This is a genomic window from Lewinella sp. IMCC34191 (assembly GCF_003390935.1).
Taxonomy (GTDB): Bacteria; Bacteroidota; Bacteroidia; order Chitinophagales; family Saprospiraceae; genus Neolewinella.
This window is the reverse complement of sequence record NZ_QNQZ01000008.1, coordinates 14436-35036: the sequence shown is the minus strand read 5'-3', so window position 1 is coordinate 35036 and position 20601 is coordinate 14436. Positions and strand designations below refer to the sequence as shown.

Here is a 20601-nt window from a genome sequence, read left to right as displayed (position 1 = left end):
CTTAAAACATCCGACATGCATCCTTTTCGTCTTTGCTCCCTGGTGGCATTGGTCTCCCTTTCTCTATTGCTGGTTTCCTGTGGCCCAACCCGCACCCAAGACCGCGTGGATGATCCCGAGATCGGTTTGCTGGACACCATCGAGCGAAATATGGAAATAGCCGTCACCCAGTATAAACTGCTTCGTGACAGCCTCCCCGCCGATCGGTTCCCGAAAACGTACTATGCGGACCGCAACGAACTGGAAACCAGCGGTTCCGGCTGGTGGGTCAGCGGATTCTACCCCGGCACCCTGCTGATGCTCTACCAGGAAACCGGCGACGAGGAGATGCTGGCCGAGGCCAAGCGGATCATGCAGGTGCTGGAAAAGGAGAAAAACAATACCAGCACCCACGATCTCGGCTTCATGATGTACGACAGCTTCGGCGAACTGTATGAAATGAACCCCGACGAAGAGACCAAGCAGATCCTCCTGAAAAGTGCCGAGTCCCTCGCTACCCGCTTCGAACCGACAGTGGGGGCGATCAAGTCCTGGGATTCCGACCAGGGCGATTACCTGGTGATCATCGACAATATGATGAACCTCGAACTCCTGTACTGGGCCAGCCGCGAAACCGGTGATCCGAAGTACGCGGAGATCGCGAATACCCACGCCAATACCACCATGGCCAACCACTTCCGGCCGGACAATAGCTCCTACCATGTGCTGAACTACAACAAGGATACGGGCGCCGTACAGGAGAAAAAGACCGCCCAGGGTTACGCGGACGACTCCGCCTGGTCGCGCGGGCAGGCCTGGGGACTGTACGGATATACTGCCACCTACCGCGACACGAAGGATGAAAAGTACCTGGAGCAGGCGAGAAAAATCGCGGACTTCATCCTGTCTAACCCCAATTTACCAGAGGATAGGATCCCCTATTGGGATTATGACGCGCCCGACATTCCCAATGCCATGCGCGACGCCTCGGCCGCCGCGATCATGGCCTCCGCCTTCCTGGAGCTGAGTGAATACGTTGAGGGGGACGAAGCGAATCGATACGTCACAACCGCCGAGACGATCCTCCGAACACTCTCCGGCGACGACTACCTGGCGGAAACCGGCACCAACGGGGGATTTTTACTGAAGCACAGCGTGGGCCATATTCCGCAAAACTCGGAGGTGGATGTGCCCCTTACGTACGCGGATTTCTACTTTGTGGAGGCTATGCAGCGCTATAAACAGATGCACTAGCTTACTTTTTCAACGACATCGTATCATGCAAAAATTTCTTCTCGTTGGCTTACTAGCCGCGTTAGTCCCCCTTACCACCACGGCCCAGGAGGTGCCCGAGTGGGAGAATCCGGAGATCTTCGAGATCAACCGGGAATACCCACACGCGTCCTTCTATCGCTTTCCTACGGCGGAAGCGGCCCTGGCGAAGTCGGACTATACCGCCTCCCCCTTCTACCAATCCCTCGACGGAACCTGGAAATTCAACTGGGTGGTAAAGCCCGCCGAACGGCCGCAGTTCTTTTACCGCACCGATTATGACGTAACCAACTGGGAGGACATCAGCGTGCCGGCTAATTGGGAACTGGAAGGCTTCGGTACGCCGATCTATACCAACATCGTCTACCCCTTCCCAAAGAACCCGCCCTACATTGACCACGACTACAATCCGGTAGGCAGCTACCGGCGCAGCTTCACCGTACCGGAGGACTGGGACGGTAAGGAGGTCTACCTCCACTTCGGCGGCGTCAGCGGGGCCATGTACATCTGGGTCAACGGGGACCAGGTCGGCTACAACGAAGGCAGTAAAACCCCGGCGGAGTACCGCATCACGGACTACCTGCAAGGGGGCGACAACACCCTGGCCGTGGAGGTCTACCGCTGGTCGGACGCCAGCTATATGGAGGACCAGGATTTCTGGCGGCTCAGCGGCATCGACCGCGAGGTCTACCTCTACGCTACCGCCCCGGTGAGCATCCGCGATTTCCGGGTCATCTCCGAACTGGACGACGACGATTACGCGGACGGCGAATTCGCGCTTACCGTGGCAATGCGTAATCGTACGGGTGAGGAGGCCGACGACTACACGCTGGAAGCGGTCCTCCTGGACGGCGACGAGCGGCTGCTGGAATTCTCCGAGACCGAAGACATCGACACCGGCGACGAAACCAACTTCACCTTCGCGGGTGAAATCGAGAACGCCCACCCCTGGACCGCCGAGACGCCCAACCTCTACACCCTGCTCCTGACCCTGAAGGATGCCGACGGGGAGACCGTCGAGGCCACCTCGGTGGACGTAGGATTTCGCACCGTCGAAATTGCGAACAATCAGTTCCTGGTCAACGGCGTACCCGTGTACCTCAAGGGCGTCAATCTGCACGATCACGACCCGAAGACCGGGCACGTTGTCGGGCGGGAAGTCACCCGCTTGGATATGCAGCGCATGAAGGAGTTCAACGTGAACGCCATCCGCGCCAGCCACTACCCGAAGAACGACTTCTTCTACCGCATGGCGGACTCCCTGGGCTTTTACGTGATCGACGAGGCCAACATCGAAACCCACGGCATGGGCACCACCAACCAGGGGCTCGACAACAACGAGGAGGCCAAGAAAATTCACCCCGCCTACCGCCCCGAATGGAAGGCGATGCACCTGGACCGTACCATCCGCATGTACGAGCGCGACAAGAACTTCCCCAGCATCGTGACCTGGTCGCTCGGCAACGAGGCCGGCAACGGCGAAAACTTCTTCGCGACCTACGACTGGCTCAAGGAGCACGACGATACCCGCCCCGTGCAGTACGAGGGCGCGACCAACTACGAGAACACCGACATCCAGGCCCCGATGTACGCCCGGCCCCACCAGCTGAAGACGTACGCCGAGAACGACCCCCAGCGCCCCCTCATCCTCTGTGAATACGCTCACGCCATGGGCAACAGCGTCGGTAACCTACAGGACTACTGGGACGTGATCGAGGAATATGACGTGCTCCAGGGCGGCTTTATCTGGGACTGGGTCGACCAGGGTCTGGAAGCCACTACGCCGGACGGTACGACCTACTATGCCTACGGCGGCGATCTGGGCGGCTCGCGTCTCCAGAACGATGAGAACTTCAACCTGAACGGACTGGTCAATCCGGATCGCTCCCCCCACCCCTCCCTCTACGAGGTTAAAAAGGTGTACCAGTACATTAAATTTCCCGCTTTCGATCCCGCCTCCGGGAAACTGACGGTATACAATGGCTACGATTTCACCGACCTGAGCGATTACTACCTGGAGTGGACCCTGCTGGAGGATGGTACGGCGGTGGACGGAGGGGATCTGCCCGCCCCTCAACTCGCCCCCCGGCAGGAAACAACCGTCACCATTGAGCTTCCCGAAATCCTATCCGACCGGGAGTACTACCTACAAGTGGCGGCTATCCTGGGAAAGGCCACTCCCCTACTGGACGCCGGCCACCGGGTAGCGGCCAAGGAATTTCAGCTGAGTCAACTGCAGCCTACCGTTTTCGACCCGACCGCGGGCGGTGGGTTGACGATCACCGAGGATGACCGTGACGCCACCGTTATGGGCAATGACTTCGAGGCCCGCTTCGACGTAACCACGGGCCTACTGTACACCCTCGACTACGGCGCCGGCAACCTGCTCCAGGCACCCCTGAAGCCCAATTTCTGGCGGGCCCCTACCGACAACGACTTCGGCTACGGCATGACCCGCAACGGCCGGGGCTGGAAGGACGCCAGCCAGGAGCAGGTATTGCGGTCCTTCAACGTGGATCAGAAGAAGCAGGAAGTGACCGCGGTATACGACCTGCCCGCCGTGGAGGGTACCATCACGGTACGCTACGCCTTCAATGCCGACGGAGAAATGAAGGTGACCAACGAGCTCCGGAATATCGACGCCTCGCTACCAATGATTCCCCGCCTGGGCAACACCTTCGTCCTCAAGCCGGATTACGAGGCAGTTACCTACTACGGTCGCGGCCCGGGAGAGAATTACCAGGACCGCAACACGGCCTCCTTCGTCGGCCGGTACTCCGCCGACGTATCCGAGCTGATGTACGATTACATTCGCCCGCAGGAAAATGGCTACCGAACGGACGTCCGCGAGGTCCGGTTCGTGGACGATGCCGGTCGCGGCATCCTGGTCAGCGCCGCCGATGAACTGATCGGATTCAGCGCCTACAATCAACTGAACAGCGACTTTGACGAGGGCATGCGAAAGGTGCAGCGTCACAACTACGACGTGCCCGAGCGGAAGCTGGTGACCGTCAACATCGATTATAAGCAGTCGGGCATCGGGGGCGACGACAGCTGGGGGGCCAGGCCGCACCCGGAATACACCATCCCGGCGGGCGAATACACCTACGGCTTCCTCATCTCTCCCCTTCGCTAAAAAGATAGAGTTATGAATCGCCGCAACTGGATCACTTCCGCCTTTACCGGGCTGGCTACGGGTAGCCTGGCCGCTTCCGGGCTTCCGACGGACCCTTTACCTGCGCCCCGCCGCCCGATTGACGGTAGCGCGGACCGCGCCTACTGGGTCAGTATGCTCGTCAAGATCGCCCGCCCTCTTCTCGAGAGCATGGCGGCCGGAAAGCTGCGCGAGCGGATGCCGGTGGAATTCGGGAAAGGAGCTTCCCTGGCAGACCGACAGAAGTACACCTACCTGGAAGCCTTCGGCCGCCTGATGGCCGGTATGGCCCCCTGGCTGGCCCTGGAGGGTGGTCCGGCGGAGGAACAAGCACTACGCAAGGAAATGCTCGACCTCTACCGCCGGGCCATGGTCAACGGCGTAGATCCGGACAATCCCGATTACCTCAACTTCTACCGCCACGGCCGGCAGCCGCTGGTGGACGCCGCCTTCCTCGCCCACGCGTATCTGCGTGCCCCAAAAGTGCTGTGGGAGCCCCTCGACGAGACGACGAAGCAGCGGACCATCCAGGAGATGAAAAACACCCGAGTCATCCTGCCCTACTACAGTAACTGGCTGCTGTTCGCGGGGATGGTCGAGGCATTCCTCCTCTCCATTGATGAGGAGTGGGACGAGATGCGCACCGCCATGGCCACCCGCAAGAACGTCGAGTGGTACCTGGGCGACGGGATGTACGGCGACGGGCCGGACTTTCACTGGGACTATTACAACAGCTACGTCATCCAGCCCATGCTGCTCGACATCCTGAAGGTGCTCAAGGATAAGGACAAGGAAGACGGGCGCCACTTCGACCGTGCCCTGGACCGGGGCCGGCGCTACGCCGAAATTCAGGAGCGGCTGATCAGCCCCGAGGGTACCTTCCCGGTCATCGGCCGCTCGATCGTCTACCGCTTCGGCGCCTTTCAGCACCTGGGGCAGATCGCCCTGTGGCAGGAACTGCCGGAGGAGATCGTTCCCGCTCAGGTGCGTCCCGCCATGACGGCCGTGCTGAAGACACTCATGGAAGCGGAAGGCACCTTCGATGAGAACGGCTGGTTACGCCTCGGCTTGGCCGGTCATCAACCCGGACTGGCGGAAAGCTATATTTCCACCGGCAGCCTCTACCTAACTTCAGTCGGCTTTCTGCCCTTGGGACTGCCCCCCGAAGCGCCCTTCTGGTCGGCCCCCGCGCAAGCCTGGACGAGCAAGAAGATATTTAGCGGGGAGGACTTGGAGCGGGATGGTGCGCTTTATGGCTAGGTTTATCCGCGAGGCCCTTCACTCGCTACCGCTCGTTACAGACCTCGCTCGGTAGGAACGTCCCTTCCAGGGCCGATTGCGCGCTATTCATTGATTAGTCTGCCCCCTAAAAGTAACGTGAGATGCAACTTACCCCCTTACTGGAGGATCGGTCTATCAGACTTCCCCGCGTGCGGGATATGCGACCAATAGATCCTGATTTTTGGCCCGGAGGAAGGGCCGGGTATATATAAAATCCAGAATAAGAGCTTGTTTGGACTTTGGCCTTCTGGGCGAAAATGAGTCATTTTGCCACTGATCGAGGCACCGAAAGTGGATCGTAGCAGTGCTACGAAGCCACTTTCGGTAACGCGGAGCAGGGGGAAGAGGGCCATTTGTAGGCCGATTGTTAAAGTCTAAACAAGCTCTAAGCTATCGCCAGCTGCGGTAAAGCCCACGAGCGAAGCGAGCTATCCCCGGCGGCAGCCATTCAGTCCTTCAACTATTCACCCAATCACTCCTTGCCCAGTTCCCCTTCCGCGTAGAGCCGCCGGAGTTCCTTTTTGTCGAACTTACCGACACTGGTCTTGGGAATTTCCTTGAGGTAGACATAGTCCTCGGGGATCTGGTACTTGGCGAAGTCGTGGGATAGCAAATTTTTCAACTCTTCCGAGCTCGCCAGGTCACTACTGTCGAGGAGCACGACGGCCGCGAGTGGGCGCTCCATCCACTTTTCATCCGGGATGGCGATCACCGCGGCCTCCTTCACCTTCGGATGGGCCATGAGCGACGACTCCAGCGCTACGCTGGAGATCCATTCGCCGCCGCTCTTTATTAGGTCCTTGGTGCGGTCCCTGATCTCCATGTAGCCGTCTTCGTCGATGGTGCTGACGTCGCCGGTGCGGAACCAACCGTCGCCGGTGAAGCTTTCCTTATTGCCGGTCTTGAAGTAGGAGTCGATGACCCAGGCGCCCCGGATTTGTAGTTCCCCCATCGTTTGGCCGTCCCAGGGCAGGGGTGTCCCCTCGTCGGAAACGATGCGGATCTCGACGCCGGGGAAGGCGATGCCCTGCTTTCCGCGGATATCGAGTCGCTCCGTGGCGGATAGATCGTCGTGTTTCGGCTGGGGCCGGCTGAGGGTGCCGAGGGGCGAGGTTTCCGTCATGCCCCAGGCGTGGATGCCCTGGATGCCGAAATCGTCCTGGAATCCCTTGATGAGGCTCTTGGGGAGGGCCGATCCACCTACGACGTATTCTTCCAGGGCCAGTGGCTTGGCGGGCGGGTTCTTTTTCATTTCCTGGTAGATGCCCAGCCAAATGGTGGGTACACCGTTTGCTTTATTCACCCCTTCAGCCGCCATGATCTTGATGAGGGCGGCGGGTTGTAGATTGGATGACGGCAATACCATGTCGGCCCCCGCCAGCAGGCACAGATAGGGATAGCCCCAGGCCATGACGTGGAACTGCGGTACGACAAGCAGGACCACGTCGCGGTTGCTCACGTTCCCCGCGTTCGGCGACATGATGGCCATGGCGTGCAGATAGGTGGACCGGTGACTGTACAGCACCCCCTTCGGCAGGCCGGTGGTGCCGCTGGTGTAGCACATCCCGCAGGCCTGCTTCTCGTCCAGTTCGGGCCAGTCGATCTCGTCGGGCTCGGCCTCGAGGAGCTCTTCATAGTGATACACGTTGGGCAGGCTGGTGGTGAAACCCTCCGGGGCATTCAGCAGTACCCAGTGGCGGACAGTCTCCAGCCGCGGGCCCATATTTTCCAGCATCCGCACGAGGGTGGCGTCCACGAAGATGACCTTGTCCTCCGCGTGGTTGATGATGTATTCGATCTGTTGCAGCGACAGCCGAATGTTGATGGTATGGCAGATCGCGCCAATGCCCGAGATGCCGTAGTACAACTCCACGTGCGGGCCGTGGTTCCAGGCGAAGGTGCCGACCTTATCGCCTTCCGTAACCCCCAGCGTGTGCTTCAGGGCGTTGGCCAGCTGCTTGGTGCGCGCGTACATCTCGCCGAAGGTGTATTCGTGGCGGGTGCCGTCGGGGAGATGGGAGATGATGCGCTTGTGATGGAAGACCCGATTACCGTATTCCAGAATGGTATTCGTGGTGAGGGGGTAATCCATTATCTGGCCTTGCATATTGCGCTACGTTTTGGTGGTCGACTTTCCGGAATGATCCGGTTGACCAATGTAAGCTTTACGCATAGAACACAAGCTTTTGCGCCGGAGCGCAGGTAAACCAGCAACCAGTACCCAGCAACCACCACCCACCACCCCTACCAACCGTACCACTTCTCGTAATCCGTATCCGCGAAGGGGTGGATGCTCACCTCCGTGTCCGCATCCTTACCGAGCAGAAATCTATCCAGGTAGGCCGCCAATTCCGGCCACTGCTCCTCGGGCAGTTGGCAGTGTCCGTGACCCCCGTTGATGGAAAACCCGAAGCGGTCCCCTACCCCGAGGGTTTGCCAAACCCCGTGGGCGGCCTGGGCGGATACGTAAAGGGCTTCGTCGGCCAGCCATTCGTAGTCGGTGTTGCCGAAGACAAGTAGCGCGCGGGGAGCGACCAGGGCCATCAGTTCGTGGTGGTCGAAGGGCAGTTTATCGACCTGGTCGGCAAACTGTCGCATCTCTTCCTTGAACCAGCGGTAGTCGGTCCGGCCCAGCGTTTCTACCTCACCCAGGGTTTCGGATACCCGCCAGGCGGCACCGCCCCCGCCGCCGGGTTCCTGGGCTATAGTGAGTGCAATGCGTTCGTCGAAGGCGCCGGCGAAGAGGGCCATCTTTCCTCCGAAGGAGCAGCCGGTCACGGCCAGTCGGCTCAGGTCGATGGGGAGTGCGTCCTGCACCAATTCGAGCCCGTCGATCAGGCGGCTGATTCCCCAGGGCCAGGCGGTGTAGGCCCCCATATCGATTTGGTCGGGGTACAGGGCGTTGATCGGCTCCTCCCCCCGCGTCTGGGCGTGCGCCATCACCTGCCGGAAATTGAAGGTGACCTGGGCGATGCCGCGTTCTTCGAAGAGTTCTTGTGGCAGGGTTCCGGTGCTGAATCCGATACCGATTACGGCGGGAAATGGTCCCTCCCCTTCCGGTAGCGTAAGTCCGGCGGCCAGCTCGAGCGTGGCCCCGTTTTCCGTGACGGCGATGCGTAGCGTATCCCCGTCCACCCGCGCTGTGATGCTGTCCGGGCGCGGCGGCTTTTGCCCCACCTCGTAGTGCTGTATCTCGGCCAGGATCTCCGCGCGGCGACAGCGCCAGGCGGCCAGGCTCGTATCCCGGCTGCTCCCGTCGGAGGATGCGAAGGGATCTGGTAGCGTAGATACGGCGGGCAGCTCTTCGATTCCCGGCATCCGCGGTTCCGGGCAGTCCGCCCCCGTGAACTCGCTGTCGTACACCAGGGGAACCGATTGGGCAGGGAGGGAAAGGAGGGGGAGCAGGCAGATAAGCCAGACCGGCAATATGTACTTCTTCGTCATGATCGGAGGATGCAATCGATTTCGTTACGGTTGAAGATAAGCCATACGCCCGACCGGCCTGATTACCTATAACCGGTACCCAAGCCGGAAACCCAGCGCGACGTCGAGCAACCACACGGTGCCTTCTGCCGGTGATGCCCCCCAGTTCCACTCGAAGTCTTCCAGTAAAGAATCTTCGGGGCGGGCATTGACCAGCTCGGTGTAGTAGTTCTTGCGGCGTGCGACGCCCATCCCCGCGTAGCCATCCACGTAAAAGTGGCGGTCGATCCATACGGCGAGCGTATACTTAGCCAGTACGGATACGCGCTCTCGGTGGCGGATGCCCCGGTCGAAGGAAATGTACTCCCCTTCGGAGTTGTGGAATTGACCGTTGTCCACTACGGCTTCCGCGTAGTTGACCGGCACCTCCAGACCTACGAATTGCCGGTATCTCTCCCGCTCGTTCGCTTTGCGGGCAATGGCGTAGCGGATTTCGGGACGTATACCGTAAAAGAAGTGATGACGCGCCTGCGTGGTTAACCTCCCCACTCCGGAAAACCCTGGGGCGTATTCGAGGTCCAAGAGATAGTTCCAGCGCGGTCGGGACCAAATGACGCCCGCGCGTACCCGCCGAAATCTACCCAGCAGGCTAAGCGGTGCCACCGTTACCGTGAAACCGGAAGCCGGACTGGTTGATTGCTCCTCCGCGGGGGAGGCGGCTAGTTCGGCTGACTGCCCATAAGCAGAAACCGTCGCCAGCAGACAAAGAACGAGCAGGGGTAGCGGTAGTTTGTAAAGAGGCATAGGGAATAGGCGCGCAGGTGTCTAACAAGATAAGGAGCGATCTTTGGTTATTCACCTTCAAATTTTATGAATGGGTTTTTACCTGCGCTCCGCCGCAATAGGCACCCTCCAGGAGGCGCTGTAGCATGATGTTCCTACAGCGCTGCCAGCCTTCGTGCGGACCATCAGGGTGTAGCCGCCGGGCTTGTTGGGCACCTTCAGCGTTCGGAGCCCACAATCGAATGGAGTGCTCACGGGAAACTTGTCCGAACTCGCGGTTGCCCTTAATTTCAATTTCTTCCCGATCAAGAAAGAGCGCATGCACACATACCGAATAGAAATAAAATGGGGCGTCGTCTTCACCCTGATGATGCTGGCCTGGGTACTGCTCGAGCGATTGGTGGGCCTGCACGACCAGCACGTCGACCGGCATGCGATTTATACCAACTTCGTAGCCATTCCCTCCGTGCTGATCTACTGCCTGGCACTGCGGGATAAACGGGAATATTTCTACGGGGGCACCATGACCTATAAGCAAGGATTCATTACCGGGGCCATCGTCACCGCCGTTGTGGTTCTCCTGTCACCCCTGGCACAGTACATCACGCATACGATCATATCGCCCGACTATTTTTCGAATGTCGCCGCCTATGCAGTTCGTTCGGGAGCCACTACGCAGGCCGAAGCCGAAGCCTACTTCCGCCTGGATAACTACCTTATTCAGTCAGCCGTCGGAGCCCTGATTATGGGTTTATTGACCACGGCTATAGTGGCCCTTTTCTTCCGAAAGCACCCCGAAGAGGTGATCGGTGAGCCGATTGCTTAACAAGGGTGGTGATTCACCCTAGGTAGGGCGCGAGGGCGTCCCGCAGTTCCGACACCAGTTCCGGATCCATATAGGAATAGATGTCCGCTATATCCAGTACGACAATCTTACCGTCCAGCCCCTGACGGCCGAAGCGTTCGATTAACTGCTGCTGATGACGGTCTTCCATGACGAAGATGGTATCGGCCCAGTCCGTCAGGTTACGATTGATCCGCACCCGGGCGCGTGGTGAGGTGCCGGCGGAGCGCACGCTGATGCGGTCGTCATTTCGCCAGAGCGTTTCGGCCGTTCGGCTACGCCACTCATTCCGGCTACAGATGAAGAGAATATTCGGGCGGCGTGCGGACATTGGCGTGGGGGTCGTATCTGAAGTTCTGATGGACGGTTACATCCGCCCTTGACGGTATGTGGCTTATCAGAAATCTGATATAGTAGAAATTAAAGTCAATCTTGAAAAAAAATCCAAATTCAATTCAAAACCGGGCGTCGAAGTTTCGTCTGGCGTAAAATGTTTTTAACTTCAAATGCCGGTTCACTGGTAGTCTCACTAAATTTCGTAACCGGCCTTTTTTTTTACCTGTTTCGTACCCACAATTGGTGATCTGGGTTAGGCTCCGGGTTACTTTTTAAGCGTTTTGGTATAGACAGGTGTGTGAACTCTCTGCCCCATATACACTATGACATCCCCACTCGTCTCCCCCAAACGGCTGGCCACCGACGGCCCAAGCCATTCCTACGTCCCGGCGCTGACGCCCGATCCCGCTATCGAATCGCTGATTGCCCAGACCAACATCTACTGGTATTCGGTGAATTACCAGACGGGCCGCTTCCGCTACGTCAGCCCCGGCATTACCTCCCTCCTCGGTTACGATCCGGGGGTGTGGAAATTCGGCGGCCCGAGCCGGGCATTCGATTATATCCACCCCGAAGATCAGCCGTGCGTTAAACGCATATTGGCCGAAATCCGACGAGAATTATCGCGTCACCCGATCGGTAAGCGCAAGGCGTTGAGTTTTGGCTTTACCTGCCGCTTTCGGGATGCGAAAGGCCAGTACCTTCATTTGAATCACCAGCTGACGTTCCCTAACCTGGACGTGGCGGGCCTTCCGGTAACCGATTTTACGGTCGTGACGGACATCTCCGCCCTGCAATCTCCGCATGCCTGTCAGCTGCACGTTCGGCACACCAGCTTCGGTAAAACGGAGACCCTGCACACCCGTGTTTTTAATTGCAAGGATTCCGTGAATTTCTCCCGCCGTGAAATGGACGTGCTCAAGCTAGTTGCCGAGGGTTGCAGTAGCCAGGAGATAGGCGAACGGCTGTTTATCAGCTACAATACGGTGTGTACCCACCGCAAGAACCTGATGAAGAAAGCCGGGGTCCGCGGCACGGTCGACCTGCTGCGTTTTGCGCGTAGCCTGGGCATCATTAAATAGCCCCGTTCTTGCAGCCACGTCTGGTTCATGCCGATGGGGCAAGTCGGTCGGCTGAAAGGATAGATCGTAGGATTACGATTGCAGCCGACGCTAGGGCGCTCGTCTGTCGCGGTGTAGATACCGGAGTCGCATAACTATATCATTCCCCTCACGCTGTCTGAAGGCCATATTCCCGCCTTGGATAGCCGGTACTACGATGAAGTATGCTGACGCGCGTACGATGATTGTGCTTTCCCGACCCGATTACACCAAAAGGAGATTAAAAATCTGCGTTCGGAATTTCGGTGGTGACCCCAGGACGTAGAAGCCACTGAACGTAATTTATTTTCTCAATGATCAGCTCCATCTGAGAAATAAACGCACAGAGAGAGTTGACCCCAAGATCGGCCCGTAGTATTCTGCCGTTCAGTCAATTACATATGGTTTATAAGGCTGGTGGGTGTATTGGCCAGCCGTGGTGTCCGTAGTCGTCCCTGCCGGCCACATTATTCCCTGGCGCCTGCCTATGACTTACTGACTACTAGGGAGTTGCCGGAGCTCCGTGTTAGAGTCAACAAAATTTATAGCCACGATTTTTCGGAACCTTTTTGATGGGATTGGAGTTGTGAAACTAAACGACAACCAAACCTTCAAAAGATGAAAACGATTCTTCCCCTCTTTTTAGTTCTGATGCTATTCGCCTGTGGTGAACGTCCGGCATCCACTTCCATGGACGATACCGACACCATGGAAACGGATGAGATGGAAACCACCATGCCCGACCGTCAGAATCCAGTAGACCCCATGGCCAACGAGGCCAACAGCCAGACGCTTCAGTCAACCATCTCCGCTGTAGAAGGCGCCGGTGGTGACATCACTGCCCTGCAGCCCAGCACCGCCGTATCCAACATCGATAGCTGGATCGGCGAACTGAGCAGCATGGACGGTACCGACGAGATCGTCAGCGACCTGCAGGAACTCAAGACCGAACTGACCGCCGACAACATTGACGGTGGATCGGTATCCGCTTTGCTTTCTTCCCTCGCCGACCAAACCCGCGAACTGGGTGGCAACAACATGGGTCTGACCACCCTTGCCCGTGCCCTGGACGCCGGTGCCGAGAAGCTTAGCGGCAAGTAGATTACGCCCGATATTAACCAATATCACCCGCTGTTCGCCTAACGGACAGTGGATTTCAACCCACGATCGTCCTTGGACGGTCGTGGGTTTTTTTATAACAACTTGTAGTGAATCATCATTAGCATTTTCAACCGAGTACCTCTCGGTCCAGTGACAGGGCTGCGTCACCTATCTCCTGTAACCGATCGATCAATGTACCGTCGCCAGCTGTATGGAATGCCAGTCGTTCCATATCGCTGATGGGTACCATCCATAAAAAGTTAACCTTATCCCCGTAGCTGGGTCCAATCGGAACAGGGGGAAATACCGTTAGGTGACTCGTCAATACGACGTTGTCTAGTGGCGAAGATGACTTGAAAGTAAAATTAGCGGTATGCCCCTGGCCCCACCAACTGATTTGCTGCCAGGGCATGGCCGCGTGTCCGCTGAGGCTATTGCAAATATGCTGCAAAGTCTGCGCGTCTACGGGACGGTCCAGCATGAGACCCAGTTCTACCCGGTGTATCTCCGCGGAATTATCGGCGTACATTTCAGCTACGGGCATCGGCAATAAAGACATACCGACAGTTGCCGCTACGAAGCCATCAGAATCATTACGCGTGTATAGCCCGCGCGTGGGAAACTGGTGGTTGTCAATGGCATAATATTGGGTGCAGGGCCCGAAGGTAGACTCATACACCCTCATTTGCCGGGATTGGCAGAAGGCGAAGGGATCGGACTTATTCCAGCTTTCCCAGAATTCGGCAGACTCGGCCACCCGCTCATAGATATTCATATCGTTGTGCAGTTGGGCAGCAAAGGGGCCGGTGCCGATAGCGTCCCTTGCGTAGCCGCTGAAGTTATTGATCCCGCTCCAGCCGGGTATGATTGCCACTATCTCACCTTTCTCCTTTAAAGCGGCAGCGTTTCCCTCCGCTAACCATACCACGGATAAATCCTTGGAGCGCGGTACCGATCTACCCTGCGGGTGGCCACAATGCTTCGCGGGCTGTAGAGGAGGTACGCCTTCTGCCATCGCATCTCTTTCCACGTCCTGTGGAGCAGGTACTAAATTGGCCACCCAGCAGGCTTTCGGTCCGAAGCGCATCCCGTCCTTGGCCTGCAGATAAAAATAGATGACCCGGTCGTCAGCCTCTACGAAGGCAACGATCGGGGAGCAGGGCGAAACGGACTCACAAAGTATAGTGGGTTGCCGGCGGCGGAATTTTCGGAGTAGGCGATCCAGCAAGGCGGTACGATTTAGGTAGCTAGAAGGACTATATGTCCAAAATCAAAAACAAGATATTTCGAACGCCCGGGACCCACGCTCCATATTCAAACCTCCTTCTCCTTTAATATCATTACGGTACCAACGCTCAGCATCAGTCCGGCCAGCACGACATTCGACCAGCTCTGTACGGAAGCGCAGCCCGCATCGAAGCAGAGAAAGGAATCTACGGCCGGCAGATCGTTATGCATGGATAGGCCGGCGGAGAGCGCCACCATTCCACTTAGAAGGATGATCCAGCCAAGATTAAAGTTCCTGAAAAGTTGCCGTACGGGGAGCTGCTTAGGCATTAGATATGAACCTATTAATAGGTTCAGAAATACGCATCTGCCGGCTTGCTCGACCAGCTACCCCATGGGTATATCAATAATGGATACTTTATGGCATTGGTATCAGGCCGGTAGTTCGTTGATCCTTCATCCTTTTTGGAACGGACCAATAAACCATAGCCCCCCCTTGGCCACGGAAAGGGGGGGCTGTCGACCTGGTGTCACGATCACTGCTTCAGAAACGCACGCGATTGCACGTCCTGGCCATTTTGAATGCGCAGGTAATACTGCCCCGGCTCCAGATTATGTATCGGGACCTGGGAACGAAGAAGCTGATCCTCCTTGGTCACTTTCGTTTGGTAGACATTTCTTCCCAGGTTGTCGATTACGGTTACCGTCAGTTCCCCGGTGACCACACTGCTATACGCCAGATTTAGCCGATCGGTGACGGGATTTGGAAACAGCGTTATGTCAGCTCGCGGATTGGCGGCGCGGACGTCACTATCGGCTCCCAACAACTTCGGATCCCGGCTTATGGCAATTTCCGAACCGCAGCCTGACTCCGTAAAGTCCATCCTATCGGGTATCATCCCGGTTTGGGTCAAAAATATCCCTTTCAGCCAGGTGCCCGCCTCCATAAATGCGAAGTCGATGTAGTGTGCTTCCTGATTCACCTGCATAGCAAGCGGTATCTCGTTCCACTCGAACGACGTACTGACCTTAATTCCCTGGGACCATTCGAGCCATTCCCCGTCGTCAATTCTTACCCAGAACGAATTGCTTTGGCTGTTGAATGCCCGGGTTAGCGCGAAGATGGAATAGTTGCCGGGCTCACTATTTATTGTGAAACGTACGCGATTCGCCGCGATATCTTCCGGTGGAGCGACTATGCTATTCTCGGTTGCTATAGCGACACCTCCACCCGTAAACCAAGTATCACCTACGGCTGCGCATTCCACCGAAAGGTACTGGTCTGCTGCAGCGTCAGGGTCTGGATTGCAGCTAATATCGTAGTCCGCGACGCGTTGGTCCGTTGGATCTATTGCGCTTTTGGAGAAATAGATCTTATCCAGTATGGTCCCGTTTTCCCTGAAGGTAAAGTCAATCGTATTGACGCCTTCGTTCAAATAGATTGCTCTACGAATTTGATTCCAGTTGTATGCATCGCCTTGTTGGATATTCATCCACCATTCGTACCATTCTCCCCCGTTCACTCGAAACCAGAAGGAATCATCGAATCCAGTGGGCGCTTTTATGCGCGCGAAAAAACTGTAGTCTCCCGCTTCGGCACGGTCAATGTTGAAACGAAGCAAATTGTCTGGCTCATCAATTGGCGGTACGTCCGTGGAATTAGGCCCCTTTACCACAGCAGCCTGGCCCTGACTTGCCCCTGAGTCCAGGATAGTTTCCCATACCTCACCCATTTCACCGCACTCTCCCTCGAAGAAAAAGGTGTTCTCGGCAGAGGGCGTAGGATATGGCGTTAAATCACATGATGGAGCAAGGCCACCGAATAAGGTTGGCGTCAAATTGTATCTCGTCAGTAGAATTTTATCGAGGGTAAAATCTTGCGACCGGAAAGCAATATCAATGGTGTTGTCTCCTGCTTTTAGCCCACGGGGTAGGCCCTCCTCAAGCCACCGAAAGCCGGTTGTCTTTCCTCCTATAAAGTTTTGTCTGGACCATTTGCCGCCATTGACGCGGATGAAATAGCCGCCCCCACTGCTTCTCATCCAAAGTCGATAACCGCCGCCAATAACATCACTAAGCGTAAATCTTATGTAATTGCTGGGCACGTCTATCGGTGCTCGGTCAATCGACGACTTTTCTGCCACCACAAAAGCGCCATTCGACGCATCATCTCCCTTGACCGTACGCCAGCTACTACCGACGATACCGCACTCCGCTTCGAGCCAAAAGATGTTATAGTCATCGATTGGCGTTCTAAAGGGTCGGCAATTACCGGTGACGGGGCCAATGCCTTCCGGGACATCATCTCCACTGGTGACATAGATTTTGTCTAGCCGCGTATTACTTTCCCGGTACGCAAAATCGATGGTATTGCTGCCTCCCGTGAATTGGGTTACGGTTATAGGGAGCCATTTGAATCCCGGACCACGCGAAGACCCCACTTTCGCTTTTGTATAACCGTCATCGTTTATTCTCACATAGTATGAATCCGTAACGGGTAAAACGGCTTCTACCCGGGCATATACGGTATATACCGCGGTGGGATCAGCATTATCTATCTGAAATCGAACGCGATTGCTTTCGATGTCGGCCGGCGAGTTTCTGCGGGAAACGAACTGAGACGCGACGAAAGCTCCACCAGCTGCGGCATCCGCCTCGAAGATGTCCCAATTTTGTCCTACCTCCGCGCACTCCGCTTCAAGCCAGTAATTGGTTGTATAGGCAGATTGCGCTGTAAGCGCCGCAGTCAAACAAAGGGTGAAAGCGAGTACGCAGAAAGGTAGCTTTGCAATCATATGCCAACTTGAGTTTTAGATGTATTAGTAAGGCCCGCCCCTCGAGGTCATTATAGCCTCGAACAAGGTAGACGAAATAAATAGGTAATGGAGTTATTTCTTCTCTTACCCCGCTAGCGGCGGTCGAGCAAAGCCCGGTCGACGACCGGCCCCTCTCCTACTTTGTCCCGCAAAAAGCATACTTCCCCCTCCCCCCGCCCAACCCCTACCGCATAGGGGTGTTTCCAACCTATGTCCCAAAACCGTCCCGAGCAAACCGCCGCCGACCTCCGCACCGCCATCTTCATCAAGGGGGCGAACGCCAATAACCTGAAGAACGTCGACCTTACTATCCCCAAAAATCAGTTGGTGGTGGTGACCGGCGTGAGTGGCAGCGGCAAGTCGAGCATCACGATGGACACGCTCTTCGCCGAAGGGCAGCGCCGCTACGTGGAGAGCCTGAGCAGCTACGCCCGGCAGTTCCTGATGCGGATGAAGAAGCCGGAAGTGGACTACATCCGCGGCATCTGCCCGGCCATTGCGATCGAGCAGAAAACGACAACGGCCAATGCCCGCTCCACCGTGGGTACGCTGACGGAGATCTACGATTACCTACGCCTGCTCTATGCCCGCGTGGGCCGCACCTATAGCCCCAAAAGCGGTGAAGAGGTGAAGCGCCACACCGTTTCCGACGTAGTCGACCACATCCTCGGCCAGGAGGAAGGCAGCCGGGTGTACCTCTACGCCCCCATCCCGCGCACCTACGGCGACCGCACCCTCCGCCGCGAACTCGAGCTTTTGCAACAGAAAGGCTACACCCGGGTGCTGGCCGACGACGAGCCGCAGCGCATCGACGACGTTCTGGAGAGCGACCGCAAGAGCCTGGACAAGGTCCTCGACACCCTCACCACCGAGGAGGAGATGATGGTGCTTATCGACCGCTTCGTGGTTAAGACCGACGACGAGGAAAACAACAAGCGCATCGCCGACTCCGTACAGACCGCCTTCGTCGAAGGCGACGGCGAGGTAATCGTAAGCATGGGCGACGGAGCGCAGGAATGGACCGCCTTCAACAACCGGTTTGAGCTCGACGGAATGACCTTCCTCGAGCCCTCCCCCGCCCTGTTCAACTTCAACAACCCCTACGGTGCCTGCCCGGTCTGCGAAGGCTTCAGCCGGACGATGGGCATCGACGAGGACAAGGTGATCCCCAATCCGGGCCTGTCCGTTTACGACGGTGCCGTAGCCCCGTGGAGCGGCAGTACTTACGGGCAGTGGCAGAAAGATTTTCTGCGGGTCGCCAATCGCTTCGAATTTCCCGTCCATACCCCCTACGGTGACCTGACGGACGAGCAGAAGGAGGTACTCTGGGAGGGCAACCGCCACGTCGACGGCATCCACGCCTTCTTCAACGAACTGCAGAAAAAACTGTACAAGATCCAGAACCGGGTGATGCTGGCCCGTTACCGCGGCCGCACCCTTTGCCACAACTGCAAGGGAAAACGTCTGCGCAAGGAAGCCACCTACGTCAAGATCGACGGCAAGGCCATCACCGAACTGGTCGACCTGCCCATCGATCTGCTGCAAAAGCATTTCCAGGAACTGAAGCTCAACGAGCACGATACCACGATCGCCCGCCGCCTGCTGCTGGAGGTCAATAACCGCCTGCAGAGCATGATGGACCTCGGCCTGGGCTACCTCAGCATCAACCGCCTCAGCAATACGCTGTCCGGCGGCGAAAGCCAGCGCATCAACCTGACGCGTACCCTGGGCAGCAACCTCACGGCCAGTCTCTACATCCTGGACGAGCCCAGCGTCGGCCTCCACCCCCGCGATACCGAGCGCCTGGTGAAGGTGCTGCGGCGGCTGCGGGACCTGGGGAATACCGTACTGGTCGTGGAGCACGAGGAGGGTATCATCGCCGCGGCGGACTACCTCATCGATATCGGCCCGAAGGCCGGCGTACACGGGGGCGAGGTAATCTTTGCCGGCCCCTACGAAAGTATCTTCGACGAGGCCACCGAAAGCCTCACCACGAAATACATGAATGGGACGCTCCGTATCGAGCCGAACGACCAACCCCGTCGCCTGACCAACTGGATCCAGATCGAGGGTGCCCGGATGCACAATCTGAAAAAGGTGGATGCGCGCATTCCGCTGAATGCCATTTCGGTCGTCTCCGGCGTTTCCGGTAGCGGCAAGACGAGTTTGGTGAAGGGTATCCTCTACCCCGCCCTGCTCCGGGAACTCGGCGAAGGCAGCAGCCAGGCCCCGGGCGCCTTCAGCAAATTGTCCGGCGACCTGAAGATGCTCACCGGTGTAGAGATGGTGAACCAGGCCCCGATCGGAAAGAGCAGTCGTTCCAACCCCGTCACCTACGTTGGCGCCTACGATGCGATCCGCAATTTGATGGTGGATCAGCAGCTGTCCAAGATCCGCGGCTACAAGCCCAGCTTCTTCAGTTTCAACGTGGACGGCGGCCGCTGCCCGACCTGCAAGGGGGAGGGCGAGCAGGTGGTGGAAATGCAATTCCTCGCCGACGTGCGCCTGGAATGCGAGGAGTGCCACGGCGCCCGCTTCAAGCGCGAGATTTTGGACGTACAGTACAACGGCAAGAACATCGCCGAGATACTCGATTTGAGCATCAATGAGGCCATCGAATTCTTTGCCGAAGAAGACACCGTAGCCCGTAAGCTGCAACCCCTGCAGGACGTCGGGCTCGGCTACGTGACGCTCGGGCAGTCCAGTTCCACCCTCTCCGGCGGGGAGGCCCAGCGGGTCAAACTCGCGAGCTTTCTTACCAAGGACAAGGCCGGCGACCACCTTCTCTTCATCTTCGACGAGCCCACTACCGGCCTCCACTTCGACGATGTGCGCGTGCTGCTCACCGCCTTCAACGCCCTGGTCGAAAACGGCCATACCGTGCTGATCGTGGAGCATAATATCGATGTAATCAAATCGGCCGACTACGTTATCGACCTCGGCCCCGAGGGCGGGCGTGACGGGGGGCACCTGGTGTTTCAGGGCCGGCCGGCGGAGCTAAAGGGCGTGGAGGGTAGTTACACCGGGCGGTATTTGTAGGATTTACGATTTACGATTTACGATTTTTGATGTACGATTTACAATTTTCTGGCGGGGCACTTGCTGCGCTCGGGGCTTCACCACGGAGGACGCAAAGGGGCTCACAGAGGAATCACGGAGGCATACACTCGCTTCGCTCGGCGTAGGGGTATGTGGTCTGCCGAACGCAGCGTAGCGGAGTTCATCCGCCCACGGTTTTGCACTAGTCGTCCGCCGAGCGTAGAGCAACGGAGCTCGTCTGCCGAC

The 20601-nt window shown here is 57.4% G+C and carries 14 protein-coding genes; 7 read left to right on the top strand and 7 right to left on the bottom strand.

The genetic code is table 11. The features are described from left to right. Positions 1–15 precede the first annotated feature (15 nt). The 3 genes from DRW39_RS15330 to DRW39_RS15320 are packed head-to-tail and all read left to right on the top strand — an operon-like array spanning position 16 to position 5665. Positions 16–1233, top strand: coding sequence for a glycoside hydrolase family 88 protein (locus DRW39_RS15330; RefSeq protein ID WP_116107945.1), 1218 nt, complete (start codon positions 16–18; stop codon positions 1231–1233). A gap of 25 nt (positions 1234–1258) precedes the next feature. Beyond that, entirely contained in the window at positions 1259–4387 is a 3129-nt protein-coding gene (locus tag DRW39_RS15325; RefSeq protein WP_198664908.1) for a glycoside hydrolase family 2 TIM barrel-domain containing protein, read from the top strand. A 12-nt stretch (positions 4388–4399) separates the two neighbouring features. Further along, a complete protein-coding gene (locus tag DRW39_RS15320) occupies positions 4400–5665 on the top strand; it encodes a DUF2264 domain-containing protein (RefSeq protein WP_116107943.1) in 1266 nt (421 codons plus the stop codon). A 493-nt stretch (positions 5666–6158) separates the two neighbouring features. Here DRW39_RS15320 and DRW39_RS15315 read toward each other — a convergent pair whose 3' ends face one another. The 3 genes from DRW39_RS15315 to DRW39_RS15305 form a co-directional block, all read right to left on the bottom strand. Beyond that, positions 6159–7793, bottom strand: coding sequence for a long-chain fatty acid--CoA ligase (locus tag DRW39_RS15315; RefSeq protein WP_116107942.1), 1635 nt, complete (start codon positions 7791–7793; stop codon positions 6159–6161). A 137-nt stretch (positions 7794–7930) separates the two neighbouring features. Then, positions 7931–9130, bottom strand: coding sequence for an alpha/beta hydrolase family protein (locus DRW39_RS15310; RefSeq protein WP_116107941.1), 1200 nt, complete (start codon positions 9128–9130; stop codon positions 7931–7933). Between the two features lie 66 nt (positions 9131–9196). Beyond that, positions 9197–9913 carry a hypothetical protein gene (locus tag DRW39_RS15305; RefSeq protein WP_116107940.1) on the bottom strand — a complete coding sequence of 239 codons (717 nt, stop codon included), beginning with the start codon at positions 9911–9913 and terminating at the stop codon, positions 9197–9199. A gap of 298 nt (positions 9914–10211) precedes the next feature. Between DRW39_RS15305 and DRW39_RS15300 the strand changes: the two genes are divergently transcribed. After that, a complete protein-coding gene (locus DRW39_RS15300) occupies positions 10212–10718 on the top strand; it encodes a DUF4199 domain-containing protein (protein ID WP_116108140.1) in 507 nt (168 codons plus the stop codon). Between the two features lie 13 nt (positions 10719–10731). Here the strand turns inward: DRW39_RS15300 and DRW39_RS15295 are convergent, their stop codons facing one another. Continuing rightward, complete coding sequence (locus DRW39_RS15295; RefSeq protein ID WP_116107939.1) at positions 10732–11067, bottom strand: low molecular weight protein tyrosine phosphatase family protein; 336 nt, start codon at positions 11065–11067, stop codon at positions 10732–10734. 328 nt (positions 11068–11395) lie between these two features. Between DRW39_RS15295 and DRW39_RS15290 the strand changes: the two genes are divergently transcribed. Further along, positions 11396–12154, top strand: coding sequence for a LuxR C-terminal-related transcriptional regulator (locus DRW39_RS15290; protein WP_116107938.1), 759 nt, complete (start codon positions 11396–11398; stop codon positions 12152–12154). 636 nt (positions 12155–12790) lie between these two features. Further along, positions 12791–13273, top strand: a complete 483-nt coding sequence (locus tag DRW39_RS15285) for a hypothetical protein (protein ID WP_116107937.1) — start codon at positions 12791–12793, stop codon at positions 13271–13273. A gap of 127 nt (positions 13274–13400) precedes the next feature. Here the strand turns inward: DRW39_RS15285 and DRW39_RS15280 are convergent, their stop codons facing one another. From DRW39_RS15280 to DRW39_RS15275, 3 genes are all read right to left on the bottom strand, one after another. After that, positions 13401–14501, bottom strand: coding sequence for a suppressor of fused domain protein (locus DRW39_RS15280; protein WP_116107936.1), 1101 nt, complete (start codon positions 14499–14501; stop codon positions 13401–13403). 86 nt (positions 14502–14587) lie between these two features. After that, on the bottom strand, positions 14588–14830 hold the full coding sequence (locus DRW39_RS22310; RefSeq protein ID WP_157976149.1) for a hypothetical protein: 243 nt from the start codon (positions 14828–14830) through the stop codon (positions 14588–14590). A gap of 206 nt (positions 14831–15036) precedes the next feature. Then, the gene (locus tag DRW39_RS15275) at positions 15037–17295 is read right to left on the bottom strand and encodes a T9SS type A sorting domain-containing protein (RefSeq protein WP_116107935.1); all 2259 of its coding nucleotides are present in this window, start codon (positions 17293–17295) and stop codon (positions 15037–15039) included. A gap of 231 nt (positions 17296–17526) precedes the next feature. On the opposite strand from DRW39_RS15275, the gene uvrA reads away from it, so the two are divergent. Next, positions 17527–20355 (top strand): excinuclease ABC subunit UvrA, encoded by a 2829-nt coding sequence (gene uvrA, locus DRW39_RS15270; protein WP_116107934.1) that lies wholly within the window; start codon positions 17527–17529, stop codon positions 20353–20355. Positions 20356–20601: the final 246 nt, after the last annotated feature.